The sequence below is a fragment of the Paenibacillus sp. 01T442 genome, assembly GCF_056398345.1.
This window is the reverse complement of record NZ_JBFTPF010000032.1, coordinates 25,006-39,647: the sequence shown is the minus strand read 5'-3', so window position 1 is coordinate 39,647 and position 14,642 is coordinate 25,006. Positions and strand designations below refer to the sequence as shown.

The following is a 14,642-nucleotide window of genomic DNA, read 5'->3' as shown; positions in this document are numbered from 1 at the left end:
TCACTAAAGGTTCGGGGGCTAATATACAGTCATGAAGAAGCGAACACACGCAGCAATATGAACAAGAAGGAGGCGCATCACAATGGCGATTGAAGTATTTAATCGGTATGAAAATAAGTATCTGATGGATACGAAAGCCTTTTACACGATCTATAATCGACTGCTCGAATATATGGAAATGGACGCCTACAACAAGAATGAACAATTCTATTCGATCAGTAACATCTACTTCGATACCGAGCATGATTCCTTAATTCGAAACTCACTGGCGAAGCCGAAATACCGAGAAAAGCTGAGAATAAGAGCGTACGGGGTGCCAAACGCAGATGCGAATGTGTATCTAGAGCTGAAGAAGAAGGTGTTCGGCCTGGTGAATAAAAGAAGAACAGCGCTGAAGCTGAATGAGTCGTATGACTTTGTACGAACCAAGGTGGAGCCTGAACTGCAGCCATATATGAACAAGCAAGTGATCCAAGAGATTAAATATTTCTTAGGCCGATATGATCTGGAGCCGAAGGTATATCTGGCGTATGACCGGATTGCGATGTTTTGCAAAAATAACCGAGATTTGCGGATCACCTTTGACACGAATATCCGTTCTAGACGGTATGATCTTAAGCTCGAAAGTGGTGATCATGGGGAGCAGTTGATGGGCCGCGGGCAATGGCTTATGGAAGTGAAGGCGGAGAAAACGATTCCCCTCTGGTTGTCGAAGATGCTATCGGAGCATGACATGTTTCGAACAAGCTTCTCGAAGTACGGCAACGAATATAAGAAAAAGCGACATGAACAACTAACGGGGGAGAGGATTCAATTATGATCGATTCGATTTTTGCACAAGTCACAGCAGGTACAGAATTAACGCTCATGAATGCTTTATTAACCATAATTACAGCGATCGTTCTGGGCGCCATGATTAGCTTCACGTACATGAAAACACAAACCAACTATACACAAAGTTTCACGTTAACCATGATTGTTCTGCCCGTCATCGTAGCCATTATTATTCTATTAATCGGCAGCAACATCGCTAGAGCGTTCAGTCTTGCAGGGGCATTCTCCATCATTCGATTCCGAAGCGCTCCTGGAGATCCGAAGGATATTGCCTTCGTCTTGTTCACCATGGCGGCAGGTCTTGCCTGTGGGGTTGGATCGTTTGGTTATGCGGTACTTTTCACACTTGTACTTTGTGTCTTGATGTTCGTCTTGAAAGTTACCAATTTTGGCGCTAAGAAGGCAGCTCAGAAGTTATTGAAAGTGACGATTCCCGAGAGTCTGGGATATGAAGAAGCGTTTGATGAAGTGTTCAAGATGTTCGACATTGCCTATGAGTTGAAAAAAGTACGCACAACCGAGTTAGGCAGCTTATATGAGCTAGTTTACGTAGTGACGATTGATCATTTGACGAGTCAGAAAGAATTCCTAGACGCCATTAGATGCAGAAATGGGAATTTAGATATCACATTGACGATGAGCCCTACAGCGGCTGAATTTTAAATCATTTTACAAACAGAGAGGAAGATTTCTATGAAAAAACCGTTGAAAATGAAAGGCGCAGGTGTCCTATTATTATGCGCTGTTGTGTTAGCAGCATGCAATGAAACGACTGACATCGCTTCGACTACGGAGGCTGCATCAACTGCAACAACGACTGGAACGACTGCGGTTGCTGCAAGTGGAAAAGCAGTGACCACGGATGTCATCCAGAAGGTGGAGTATGCGGCGGATGATGCCTACACAGATTGGGCTTCTGCGAATCCGACGAAGATTTCGTTGACGGGTACGAGTGCAACAATCGAGGGTGAGGGCGCAGCGGCGAAGGGCGGTAAGATTGCGATTACGAAGGCTGGCACGTATGTCGTGAGTGGTAAATTGACAGATGGTCAAATAACGGTCAACGTGAAGGATAAGGGCGTCGTTCGTTTAGTTCTGAACGGAGTGGAGATTTCAAACAGCACGTCTTCTGCGATCTTCGTCGAAGAAGCGGGCAAGGCAATCATCTCCTTACAAGAAGGAACCGAGAACTTCGTTTCAGATGGAACGAAGTATGTGTATCCGGATGCAACAACCGACGAGCCTAATTCGGCGATCTTCAGCAAAGACGATCTGACGATTAATGGCACAGGGAAACTTGTCGTGAAAGGGAACTACAACAACGGGATTACCAGCAAGGATAAGCTGAAAATCACAGCAGGCACGCTGGATGTTAAAGCTGCTGATGATGGCGTGATGGGTCGCGACTTGGTCGCTGTCCAAGCCGGTACATTGACCATCGATGCGGGTGGACATGGCATCAAAACAACGAACGATAAAGAGGGATCGGAGGGTTACATCAGCCTTGCTGGTGGAACATTCACGATCAAATCCGGCGAGGATGCGCTGCACAGCAGCGGTGGCCTTGATGTGAGTGGTGGAGATCTTCACATTAATGCTGGCGACGATGGCATTCACGCCGAAGTATCTCTTGCTATCGCAGGTGGTACGATCGATATCACGCAAAGCAATGAAGGGATCGAGGCGCCCGCGGTTCTGATCTCGGGTGGTAAAACCAATGTCGTATCTACGGACGACGGTGTGAACATCTCGAGCGGCAACGCTGAGTCCGCCGAAGGTGGCGGTGGCGCTCCGGGAGCGGCGACTAGCGGAGCTGGCAGGGCCCCAGGAGGCGCACCAGGCGCGTCCGGCGCGAATTCGAGCAACATGCTGACGATTATCGGCGGCTTCTTATCCGTCGACTCGAAAGGCGACGGGTTGGACTCGAACGGCTCCATCACGATGAGCGGCGGTACGGTGGTGGTCAACGGGCCGATCGAGAACAATAACGGTTCCCTCGACTATGACGGCACGTTCGTCATGACCGGCGGCTTCCTTGTTGCCGCGGGAAGCTCGGGCATGGTGCAAGCTACGTCCGACAAGTCAACGCAAGCCGGCGTCCTGATGACGTACACCAAGACCCAGCAAGCGGGTGCGCTGGTTCATCTCGAAGATAGCGCAGGTAACACCATTATCACTTTTGCGCCAGCGAAGAACTATCAGTCGGTGTTCGTCAGCTCACCAAACTTGAAGCAAGATACTTCGTACACGCTTAGCTCGGGCGGATCTTCAACGGGCATCGCTACGAAAGGCCTGTTTGAAGGTGGCACGTACCAAGGTGGGACGAAAGTTGTCGACTTCAAAACAGCGACAATAATCACGTGGTTGTCCGAAACGGGCGTAACCGAAGCTAGAAGCGGGATGATGGGTGGCCCTGGTGGCGGTAGACAAGGCGGAGGTGGCGGTGGCATGCCTCCCCAAGGTGGGGGACAGCGTCCACAACGAGCGGCACAGTAAATTCGAACGAATAGGCATGTTTATGAGGCTATCCTCACGTAGATCATCTATGTGAGGACAGCTTTTTGTCAGTTTAATTGTTTCACAGGAGGTAGCTATATTTCCTATAAACGAACTCATTCTAAGAGGATTAAGCAGCGTTCATTTTGCATGTTTGGGCTCTTCTTGAGGCACCCTCTCCGCCGACTCCCCAATATGAGTAGTTAGAAGTAGCGAGGATAAAGAGAAGAATGTGGGAAAAGTGGCGTAATGTGAAGTAGTAGGGGAGTTTGGAGTAATGTGAAGTAGTTATGTGGAGAAATGAGTAGCAAGGGAGTGGAGGAGACAAATGTAGTGCCCGATGGAGTAAGGTTGTTGATTTTCTGATGACTTTCAAGTCCCCAAGTCCTCAAGCCCCCCAAGCCCCCTCCCCCGTCAAAAATGCAAAAAAGCACCTTTCGATTGGGTTTATCCTCTGTTATAAGAAATTGATGCGAATAGGCATCAATTTGGAGTGATTTCAGGAGATTATCCTGAAATACGTTAAAGAGGTTGCCTATTTGCACGCATTTACTAATTTCCACCATAAATCAGTAGAAAAGGTTGTATTTTTGCATTTTTGAGAGAGGGAAGATAAGAAGTGAAGGGAGAAGAAGTGGAGAGGCACGCATGGTACCTGGGGTTACGAAGGAACGAAATGACGAAGTGATCAAGCTGGTGAAGCTGGTGCAGTTGGAGACACGAATTCATGACAAGGTGAAAAATTACTCGCTGGGGCATGCGCCAGCGACTGGGTGTCGCTCAGGCACTGCTGCATAGGCTGTCACTGCTCATTCTGGACGAGCCGGACGAATGGCCTAGACCCTGCAGGGATACGTGAGCTGCGTGATTACCTCCGTTATCTGACACGTTCCGAAGGGATAGACAAATCGGGAGAGACCGATGCGTGGCGGGATCACGTGATCGAACAGAAGCAGGAGCTCACAGACGCGCTGAAGGAGCCGAAACGGAGTGCTGAGAGCAAGGCAAGCATCGAAAAGCAGATCGCTAGTTACGACTACCATCTCGATCATGATATCCACCCGGAAGAGGGGACCATGTGGAGCGGAATTAACGGTTCGGCACAGTTGATTATCTTGATCACCTTGTTCACTTGTGATCGTTGCGGGGGACAGCTTGGCTGGCGAATTTCTCCATCTTTGCGCTATTTGCGGGAACGATCTTCTTGGAGCTCTTGCAGCCTTACGAATGGAGTAAATACCTGTTATTCGCTAATATTGATCTGTCCCAGTATCTCGATTATCGTATTGGGCATTTATTTCTTCATTTTCAATGTAGTGGCTTGGCTGGTATTCACGAAGAGAGATGTGGCCTCTTAGGATTACTTATTTATTCGTATGTTCTATCCCGCGTTCCATAAAAACCTTACGTGCTACATCAAGAGCACCACATGCCTTAGGGAATCCTGCGTAACCACCGCAATGCAGGATGATTTCCAGGATTTCCTCGGGTTTTAGACCAACATTAAGCCCTGCATGGAGATGAAAAGGCAACTGCTCCGTAGCTCCTTGTGTAATTAGAGATGTAATTGTAATCATTTCTCGTTGTTTTAAGTCGAGGATCTCTCTCGAGTAGAGGTCACCAAAACCAAAAGCTACTAATGTATGGCCGAAGTCAGGGAAAAACTCTCCGATTTGTTTAATCATACTGACCCCATGGTCGCCAACCATCGTCTGTAGTGTATCGATACCAGCTTCATAACGTTCTTGATTCGTTTTATTTGCCTTCATTAAAAACCTCTCTATCCCCTCTTCATCGTTGGAGGAATTTCTTTAGGATCCATGATAATATCAATTACGCTCGTTTGATTGCTTCTAATTGCGTCTTGAATGGCGTGTCTCAGCTCCTCAGCCGTTGTACAACGGTAACCTCGTGCACCAAGAGCCTCACCAAATTTGGCCCCATCTAGCGGCGCCTTGTAAGTAGTCCCCACCGCTCTACCTAAATGTCGTTCCATCCCTTTATCTACCATGTCGATGCATTGATTGTTCGCGACCAGAAAGAGCACAGGAGCGTCGTGGTTGACCGATGTGGAAACTTCAGTCCCATTCATAAACATGCAGCCATCGCCTGTCAAACAAGCGACTGTCCGATGCGGAGCCCCGAATTTGGCCCCAACTGCATAGCCAATGGCACGCCCCATAGTGGCGTATACTTCCTCAAAGTAAAAAGTACCAGGCACCTTAATATCAAAATATTTGATAGCATAAAAAGAATGGCTACCAGCATCCCCATAAACCAATGTATCCTCAGGTAATTCTTCACGGAGTATCTCCATAACTTGTTTACCACGCAGCAGCTCACCTGATACGGATACGGGGCTATCTTCCATGTCAAAAGTATCGGGCATATGTCTTGGTGGAACTGTAATATCGGCAAATGATAGTAACGCTCGTAGATTACTACGAATGTTTCCGAGTACAGGAGTAGTAGCCACGGATACAGCTTTCCCTATAAAACGGGGCTCGTGATCAAAGTGGATAATATGCTTAGGATAGATCGAAGGAGCAAACCCAGGAATCTCTAAATCACTTAGTTGACTCCCTACCACAATCAATAGATCGACTCCCTCACGGAGATAGGCTTCAGAAAGGTCATTCCCACCGAGGCCGTATGGTCCTAGATGTAAAGGGTGATTAGACAGAAAGACCCCTTTGCCCCCTGGAGTTGTCGTTACTGGAAGAGCCCACTTCTGTGCAAAGGCTTCAATTTCTTTGTACGCGTCTAAGGCGTGAAGCGCACCCCCAATGAATAATAAGGGGCGTTTGGCCTCAGCTAGAAGCGTGGCAACATGATCTAAATTAGAAGCTATGGTTGTCGGATAAGCATCTGGGAGCGTTAATTCAAAGTCGTCTATTTGCTCTAATAAGACATCGGCGGGGATGTTTAGATGAACTGGGCCTTTGACACCAGTAAATGCATGCTCCATAGCGTGCGCTAAGTAACTTCTAAGCATCTCTCCACGTTCTACTCGTGCACTGAATTTCGTTACGGATTCGAACATTTTCACGAGATCCGTGCCGAACATTGTACTGTCTTGACCAAGCACTTTTCCGATGTCTCGGATTGGCGGAGAACCCGTCAGAAACAATACGGGAACATTGGTATAAAGCGCTTGACCTGCCGCTGTCAGCATGTTTATTCCACCAGGGCCGGCTGTGCTAAGTGCAACACCTAGGGTATTCCGTGCTAGAGCATAGCCTGCTGCCGCAAGGCCAGCCCCTTCTTCATGCTTGCTCAGCACAAACGAGATACCCACATTGTCCATCTCTAACACAAGTGGTGTTACAGGCTTACCAGGTATTCCGAACACATGGGATACTCCCCATTTTGACAAGTGCTTAACTAGAACACTGCTTACAGATGGCATAAGGTCTTGATCCCCCTAGATCTTTATCAGTACAACTTTTTCATTCTAGAAATAAGATCCAGAAATGATTTTTCGAATTCTTCTCCCGGAAGTGGGGGACTAAAGTAGTAGCCTTGAACCTCATCGCATTTTTGAATTTGCAGGAAGCGAAGTTGTTCTTTCTCTTCTACACCTTCAGCAACGACTTCTAGATTCATACTGTGTGCTATCGCAATTATAATACTTACAATGTTAGTCCCATTGGAACCATTGCCAATATCTCTAACAAAACTTTGGTCTATTTTTAATCGATCGATTGAAAAGTTTTTCAAATAATTTAGAGAACTATAGCCAGTCCCGAAATCGTCCATACTTATTTGAATGCCTAGGGAATGCAAGTTACGAAGCATGGGGATAGCATGGTTTACGTTCATCGTCATCGTTTCAGTAATTTCAAGGTCCAAGTATTTAGGTTCTAGACCCGTCTCATCCAACACGGTTTTTACCACATCGACAAGAGCATCATCCAGGAATTCCTGTGATGATAAATTTACAGAGACTCGAAATGGAGGGAGGCCCTGATCTTGCCATTTCTTGTTCTGCATGCATGCGGTTCGTAAAACCCACCTATCGATCTGAGTGATCAAGCCTGTTTCTTCGGCAATTGGGATAAAATCGTTAGGCGGTATTAACCCCTTAGTAGGATGCTGCCAACGGACTAACGCCTCTACACCTTTTATTTCACCGCTTCTAATATCCACTTGAGGCTGATAGTACAATCGGAACTCGTTATTCTCAATAGCTTTCCGCAGTGAACTTTCCAAAGCCATTTTCTCGCGTGTAGATATGTTCATATCAGGCGAATACAAGGCATACATGTTTAAGCCGCGATTCTTTGCACTGTACATGGCCGTATCTGCTGTAATCATTAAATTCTCAAGGTTATCTCCATCTTTCGGATAGATAGAGATACCCGCACTTGCTGTTAAATGAAATTCGTACCCATTTAAATTGAAGGGCATATTGAAAATATGAAGGATGGCTTTTACCCGATCTAAAACTTGTTCCTCACGTGTTATGTGAGAGAAGACGAACATAAATTCATCTCCACCCATTCTAGCTACAAACTCACCAGGCTCCAGAATATCTTGAATCCGTGAAGCAACCTTAATGAGGATTAAGTCACCGCTAGAGTGGCCTAACGTATCATTAATAATCTTGAAGCGGTCTAAATCTAAACAGACGATGGCAACTTGATGGTCTGCAGCTTGCGTCTGTTGAATTAATTGGGTAACTCTATCCATATAATATCGACGATTGGGGAGCTTGGTTAAATCATCGTGATTAGCCAAATAATTATATCTCTCTTCAGCTCGTACCCGTTCAGTAATACTTCTAAATTGTCCAAAGGCGCCTAGTAACTGCTTTTTCTCATCATATAGCGGATAAGCATCGAATAGGCAAACTAACCGATCTTCTGTAGAACTTTGCTCAAAAGTCATTTGAACGTCTTCAAATGTTTGTCCATTTTGAATAACTTCGTATATATATTCTCCCATGGAGGCTAGTTGTTGAACTTTTGTCCCTAACATGTCTTCTTTAGATTTCCCAGTAAATAATTCGGCGTATTGGTTGAAGGTAGTAATTTCTCCATCCCGATTCGTCAGAATAATTCCATTACGGGTATTGTCCATAATAATTTGGTTTAAAATATTTAGTTTTCTATTCTGCTTGCGTAGTAGCAGCTCTCTTTCAATGGAGTCTACCGTAGTTGCTAGCATTGTTAGTAGCATGGGATTCTGAAACTCTTTAGCAGTCATGATGACTAAGCTTCCGAGAAGATCATTGACGTCTGTGTAATGGAATGCAACAGCATAGCAAGCGCTTTCGTGCAAGTATTCGTGATAATGATCATCACCAATAAGTTGGATGGGGGACTGGTTATATTTTAAAGCCATATTAACAACATTAGTTCCCATGCTGGCTTCAGTAAACTGCACACCTGAACTAATTCCTAGTTGGTTGATGGTTTTTTTTATCGTTTCATCACCCATCATATGAAGGATGAAACCTGTATCATTGGAAACAGATAGTAGAAGTGGAGTCCCTTTAAGATGATGAAGAATTTTTTCTCCAAAGAAACTTACGACTGATAAAATCTCTTCGTACTCTTCCCTTTTATTCCTCAATTCATCGGGTGATAGAACCTTCTGGGGGAAAGGAATCTCTTTAGGATTCATGCCTATGTGTTCACAAAACAGCTTGGACTCTTGTATAAATGCAGGTTTATTTGCTGTTATCACGATTAAGCCCCCCTAGTTACCGAATTACCTCAGTATTGCATAAGTATTTAGTAAGTTTCATAAATATTGTAAACGATCCCTAATGCTTTGTCGATAAATGTCTACATCATATGAAGATAAAATTGCATTTATCGATGGATACTGAATTAAAATATGAAAACTAGTAACAATTTGAAAAAAACTATACAATTATTGCCAAAAACCAACAATTTTCAAGGTAAGTTTGATAACATAGAACATGCGGAACGAAAGATGGTTCCTGCATGGGGGCTAAAGCAATGAGTTATAATGCGTATTTATCCGTCTTACTGATTGCTGCGACCTGTTGTTCATTAGTCATTGCCTACCTTTGTTGGAAAAGAAGAGAGCTTCCCATTGCCATCACCTATGGTTTAGGTGTGTTAACAGGCGCATTTTACACCTTCGGCTATGCCTTTGAGGTTGTTAGTACTTCGATAGAGCAAATACAGTTCTGGTTGCGCATCGAATATATCGGAATTCCATTTGGCACCATCCTGTGGTTCGTACTCGTTTTACAGTATACAGGTCGACAAAAATTTGTTAGCAAATGGATTGTTGCACTCCTCATGATTGTACCGATGATCACATTTATTTCCCATAATACGAATGAATGGCATCATTTATTTTATTCAAGTATGAGAATAGATTACTCCGAAGGCTTCCCTCTCGCTATCATGGAAAAAGGACCTCTATACAAGCTGCATGTTGCATACTCGTATTCATTTTTTGTCGTCGGTATGGGCATGTTGATCCAAATGTTCCGTAGAGCAACACCCCGAATGAAGAAACAAATCGCGTTTATGATTATTGGTTCATGGGGCCCGTTCGGCTTTACGTTGATTTATTTAAGCGGTTTCTTCTACCTGCCAATCGATATTTCCCCATTCGGTTTTTTATTCTCAGGGATCTTCTATTTATGGGGAATTTACCAATTCAATATGCTGCGATTAGCGCCCTTGGCCCTGCAGAAGGTGTTCGCCTCCATGCAGGATGCGGTTATGGTGTTTGATTTGGATAATGTCCTGACAAGTTTTAACCAGTCAGCTAAGCGTGTTATTGCAGGCATTGATCCGAATTGGATTGGGMAGCCAGCTGGTCAGGTTTTTGCTCAATATCCGGTATTGCTGGGAAGGGTTTTACAGGGTCCCTCTTTGGAAAGCAAAATCCAAATTTCGGGTCCCGCAGATCAGCGCTTTTATAATGTGCACATGTCCTATATTCATGATCATGCACAAAAGCCTGCTGGTAAAATACTCCTGTTAAGCGATGTCACAGAAATGGTGCGCTCAGAAGAGATTCTGCGTGATAACGCGAGGCAGTTAAGTGAACTGAATACCTTTAAGGACAAAATGTTTAACGTTGTTGCGCATGATATTCGCGATCCCTTGGCTGTACTCATTAATTTGATAGAAATTATGGAAGATGATATGCAGAATGGTGAGGGGGATTATGAAGAGATTGTACGTGAAATGAGCCAACAGATTCAGAATACGTTTACTCTGGTAGAAAGTTTGCTAGATTGGTTTCGGAGTCAGAGGGGCGGCATGGTTTTCAACCCTGTTGAGCGAGACTTGGCGCACACCGTACAGACAAACTTGCGCATGATGCAGGTCCGCAGTGAGAATAAGCAGCTCGAGATGATCAATGAAATTCCTATGGATACGTTCGTGTACGCAGATAAAGAAATGCTTGATCTCATTATCCGTAATCTGTTATCGAATGCGATTAAGTTTACGGCTATCGGAGGCACGATCCGGTTGCAAGTCGCTCATCAAGCGAATGCTGTGGTTGTTTCGGTGAGCGATACAGGGGAAGGTATGACCTCGGATCAGGAGAAAACGTTGTTGAAAGAGGCCTATCCGGCTTCGTCAACGGGAACTGCTGGAGAACGAGGTGTCGGACTTGGGCTTACCCTATGCAAGGAGTTCGTTCACTTAAACGGTGGGGAGATCTGGTTTAAGAGTGTACCGTTGCAAGGGACTACGTTTTATTTCACCGTGCCAACAGGGTCTTATGCGTTAACCAAAGCTAGCAGTTCATAGGGGAGGGTGGGAGAAATGAAAGTCATCCTGATTGACGACGAGAAGGCCATGCATCTCATTATGAAGCGGATGCTCGCCAAAATGCCAGACATCGAAGTTATGGGTTGTTTCTCAGTGGCGAAAGAAGCTTACGATTACTTGACCACTCATGAGGTGGATATGGTATTCGTAGATATTAGTATGCCTCGGGAAAATGGCTTGGAGTTTGCTGAGCGTGTGCGGATGAGTGGGAGAGAAACCAAAATCGTTTTTATTACCTCCCACAAGGAATACGCCTTATCTGCCTTTGATGTATATGCCTTCGACTACATCGTGAAGCCAGTTGTCCTGGAAAGATTGGTTAAAACCGTGGAGCGGGCTCGTGCGGAGATAGTTCCGGGCTTAGATAGGATTGTTACCTCATCGGAAACGCTGATCGATCCACTGACGAATCGGGAGCTGGATATTGCATTAGCCATCGTAGATGGGTTGTCCAATATGGAAATTGCCAAACGGTTCGGACTAACGGAAGGCACGGTCAAAGGACACATCAATCGCTTATATGGCAAGCTAGGCATTAAACGACGCGTACAAACCGTTGCTAGATTGAAAGAGCTGAGACTGTTGACTTAATAGGTCTAATTACATAGAAGTAAAGCGCCCATATGTGACATTTGTATGGGTTTTTCGACATTTATTTTCGTAACTATAACTTTAGTTACATCTCATTTAGGGGTGTAAAGTCTATAATTGCCAGTAGAAATAGAGTTATGACAAAAATCGATAGGAATGAGGTTGTTCCATGTTCAAACAAAATCAAGGATTAAGGAAACTAGTAATGGGAAGATTATTATCTTTTCTGCTAGTTTTAGCGGTGGTTATTTCGCCTTTTAGTACGAGTTTTTMGGCGAAGGCGTATGCTACGGGGCCAGTTCCAGCTCCAGTACTACAAAGTGCTACAGTTGGTGGAAGCAACCAAGACGTAGTTCTGACTTTTGCTTCAGATGTGTTTGATGACGCTGATGACTGGCAGTCACGGATTGAATTTAAATCGACCTACGACGGGGCATTTGTAGGCGTTGACTATTACTATGGAAACTATTGGGGCGGGGCTACGATTTCTGGAAATACGGTAACCATCCATATGAACTATAATTCATTAGTTGGTGATAAAAATCAGATTCGCATCAAAAGCGGTGCGCTTCAAGGTCAGGTTTCGGATATCATCACCGGGGAATTCACTGCAATGAATGATACGGCTCCTGCTGTTATTAAAACGGCGATTGGTAGTGACAACAAGGTAACGCTGACTTTCAACACGCCTATACCTACGGTAGCAGATAACGTATATGACCTTATTCAATTTAGAACAAATGAGGAGAATGACTATTCCTTCCTTACTGAGACTGACACGATTGATGTAGTTGGTAATCAAATGGTGATTACGTTTCCAACGCCTCTAATTGGCTATACGAGTATTAAGATAGCTTCTGGTGCTGTACAAAACACCGACGGTGTTAGCAATAATTGGATATGCAAGCAATTGGATTTAAACACGATCACTTTTGACGAGAGCAGACTTTCCAGTGGAAACGATGGAAATACACCTAACTCAGAAGTTGATCTCTATTTCAGTCAGAATGTGGTTAGTACTCTTAGTGACGCGGCGCTGAAAGCAGCCATTACTATTTCGAACGATAATGGTGTGCATTTTGCAGCATTAGGTGACGACGATACGGTTAGAGTGAGACGTAGTGGAGCGCTTCATCTTCATTTCTTCACCTCTTTAACGCCAGGTAGCAGTTATGTAGTAAAAATTGCGTCAGGTGCATTACAAAATAAGGTCGGACTTGTAGCGGGTGAACTGCTTTCAGACACAATCGTTGCTGAAGACCCTAGCATACCGACCTATCAACGGGTTGCGGTTAGTCAGGATGGTAAAACAGTTACGTTATCATTCGATAAAAGCTTGAATGAAAATGCTCCTGAATACAACTGGTGTTGGTATTTATACGATTACATATATATTAAAACAAGCGAAAATAGCTATTATCAGAGCTTGAATAACTTAGGCGGAACTGTTCAAATATCTACTGAGGATAGAACGAAATTAGTTATCACATTAGATGAAGCACTTAGAGGCGCTAAGAACAAAATTGCAATAGCTTCAGGAGTTCTAAAGGATGATTTAGGACATGGCATAGGGGGAGTTGTCACAAGATTTATCGATGTAACGGAAACTGCGCTGCCAACGTATCAGGGGTCGTCCATTGATAACCTTAATCATGACTGGTCCCTATATTTTGACAAAAATGTGAAAATCAACCCGGAATATACACTGGATGATCTCAAAGCTAACATTAAAATATATTTGAATGGCGTTGAGAATTCCTTAGATCCGTCTACCACGATTACTTTTATTGAGAATAAAGTAGTGCTTCATTTCAATCAACCTTTAGTTGACCATTATATTTATGTTTATGTACCAGAGAATGCAATTGCAGATATGTTCAATAATGTTCTGGAGGGTGAGATTACAACAGATGAGCTAACACCGAATACGCTGATTCCGCTCACATTTAACTGTGCGAATCTAATAACCTTTCATTCGGTAGCTTTAGGATTCAGTATTAACAATAATGCTGAATTGGCTGATAATACGATTGTAGGATCGGTTTCCCACTTAAAGGATTATGTGTCCTATTCGACGGATAAGGGAAGTACCTTCCAACCACTTAAGCCTGAAGACGAAGTAATCCTCTCTGCTGATGAGAGCAATGTTGTGGTGTATTTTAAGCAAGTTATCCAAGGAAATCTTCAAATCAAAATTGCGAAGAATGCACTTAAAGACACCTCGGGCGTAATCTTGACAACTGCCGTTCAAACGGGAGATCTAAACACAACGGTGTACACGCCTCAGTTAAAAGGTTCCTTTTTCAGCGATGCAGAGAGTATCCTGACATTTGAAAACAATCAAGCTTGGGTAAATAAAATTCAAAGAATTGTTCTGAACGAGTACGCAGGAAATGGTCTAGGAGTAAGGTCGGAAAGAACGTTGAAACAAGGTGACGACTATGAGATAAGTGAGGGCAAGCTTAAAATTCATCAAGGTGTTTTCGAAGAGAAATCCAAATATGAAATCAGTATTGTTTCGGATGGATTCGATGTTAGTTATTCAGGTGGTAAGAAAGCTATTAAGAGCCAAGATTCCTACTATATGGCTCCAATAGAAGTAGTTTCATCAAATGGCATGGTTACAGCTAGTGTGAATGTCGCGAAGAATAAGTCCAAAGGCGGCAAGCTGAATGTTATCTTCCAATTGATGAAGGGAGAAACGCCAATTAACATTGCTGCTCCAGGTTCCAACAATTTGAAGGGTGAAGGCACCTATGTAGCCAGCTTTAGCGCTTCCGATGCTACTGCAACGAACCACCTCTACACAGTGAGAGCTTTTATCGTAAGTGAATACAGCAATAGCCCGTCAAGCGTTGGAGCTAATTTGGCTAAGCAACTGACGGCTGGAGAATTTGATTTATTAGGTCAAAAGAACAATCCGAGTTAATTTACCTAGTTAATAAA

Annotated in this window: 10 protein-coding genes and 1 pseudogene; 8 read left to right on the top strand and 3 right to left on the bottom strand. The window is 44.1% G+C overall.

The genetic code is table 11. The features are described 5' to 3' along the window. The first annotated feature begins 82 nt into the window (after window positions 1–82). From AC1DLM_RS21445 to AC1DLM_RS21425, 5 genes and pseudogenes are all read left to right on the top strand, one after another. A complete protein-coding gene (locus AC1DLM_RS21445; protein ID WP_477571124.1) occupies window positions 83–820 on the top strand; it encodes a VTC domain-containing protein in 738 nt (245 codons plus the stop codon). Then, a complete protein-coding gene (locus tag AC1DLM_RS21440) occupies window positions 817–1,497 on the top strand; it encodes a DUF4956 domain-containing protein (RefSeq protein WP_477571123.1) in 681 nt (226 codons plus the stop codon). Before AC1DLM_RS21445 ends, AC1DLM_RS21440 begins: the two co-directional genes overlap by 4 nt. A gap of 30 nt (window positions 1,498–1,527) precedes the next feature. Beyond that, window positions 1,528–3,330, top strand: a complete 1,803-nt coding sequence (locus AC1DLM_RS21435; RefSeq protein WP_477571122.1) for a carbohydrate-binding domain-containing protein — start codon at window positions 1,528–1,530, stop codon at window positions 3,328–3,330. A gap of 642 nt (window positions 3,331–3,972) precedes the next feature. Then, window positions 3,973–4,232 (top strand): annotated as a pseudogene (locus tag AC1DLM_RS21430) (ATP-binding cassette domain-containing protein); the annotation flags it as partial. A gap of 36 nt (window positions 4,233–4,268) precedes the next feature. After that, complete coding sequence (locus AC1DLM_RS21425; protein ID WP_477571140.1) at window positions 4,269–4,688, top strand: hypothetical protein; 420 nt, start codon at window positions 4,269–4,271, stop codon at window positions 4,686–4,688. A gap of 6 nt (window positions 4,689–4,694) precedes the next feature. Here AC1DLM_RS21425 and AC1DLM_RS21420 read toward each other — a convergent pair whose 3' ends face one another. The 3 genes from AC1DLM_RS21420 to AC1DLM_RS21410 are packed head-to-tail and all read right to left on the bottom strand — an operon-like array spanning window position 4,695 to window position 9,021. Continuing rightward, on the bottom strand, window positions 4,695–5,099 hold the full coding sequence (locus AC1DLM_RS21420; RefSeq protein WP_477571121.1) for a carboxymuconolactone decarboxylase family protein: 405 nt from the start codon (window positions 5,097–5,099) through the stop codon (window positions 4,695–4,697). Between the two features lie 11 nt (window positions 5,100–5,110). After that, window positions 5,111–6,739: a thiamine pyrophosphate-binding protein gene (locus AC1DLM_RS21415; protein WP_477571120.1), complete on the bottom strand. Its 1,629-nt coding sequence runs from the start codon at window positions 6,737–6,739 to the stop codon at window positions 5,111–5,113. 26 nt (window positions 6,740–6,765) lie between these two features. Next, the gene (locus AC1DLM_RS21410) at window positions 6,766–9,021 is read right to left on the bottom strand and encodes an EAL domain-containing protein (RefSeq protein ID WP_477571119.1); all 2,256 of its coding nucleotides are present in this window, start codon (window positions 9,019–9,021) and stop codon (window positions 6,766–6,768) included. Between the two features lie 278 nt (window positions 9,022–9,299). Between AC1DLM_RS21410 and AC1DLM_RS21405 the strand changes: the two genes are divergently transcribed. The 3 genes from AC1DLM_RS21405 to AC1DLM_RS21395 all read left to right on the top strand — a co-directional run bounded on the left by AC1DLM_RS21405 (window position 9,300) and on the right by AC1DLM_RS21395 (window position 14,625). Next, window positions 9,300–11,084, top strand: coding sequence for a sensor histidine kinase (locus tag AC1DLM_RS21405; RefSeq protein WP_477571118.1), 1,785 nt, complete (start codon window positions 9,300–9,302; stop codon window positions 11,082–11,084). Window positions 11,085–11,099: 15 nt separating this feature from the next. After that, window positions 11,100–11,696 (top strand): response regulator, encoded by a 597-nt coding sequence (locus AC1DLM_RS21400; RefSeq protein ID WP_441990136.1) that lies wholly within the window; start codon window positions 11,100–11,102, stop codon window positions 11,694–11,696. A gap of 205 nt (window positions 11,697–11,901) precedes the next feature. Then, window positions 11,902–14,625, top strand: a complete 2,724-nt coding sequence (locus AC1DLM_RS21395; protein WP_477571117.1) for a hemoblobin-interacting domain-containing protein — start codon at window positions 11,902–11,904, stop codon at window positions 14,623–14,625. The last annotated feature ends 17 nt before the right edge of the window (window positions 14,626–14,642 follow it).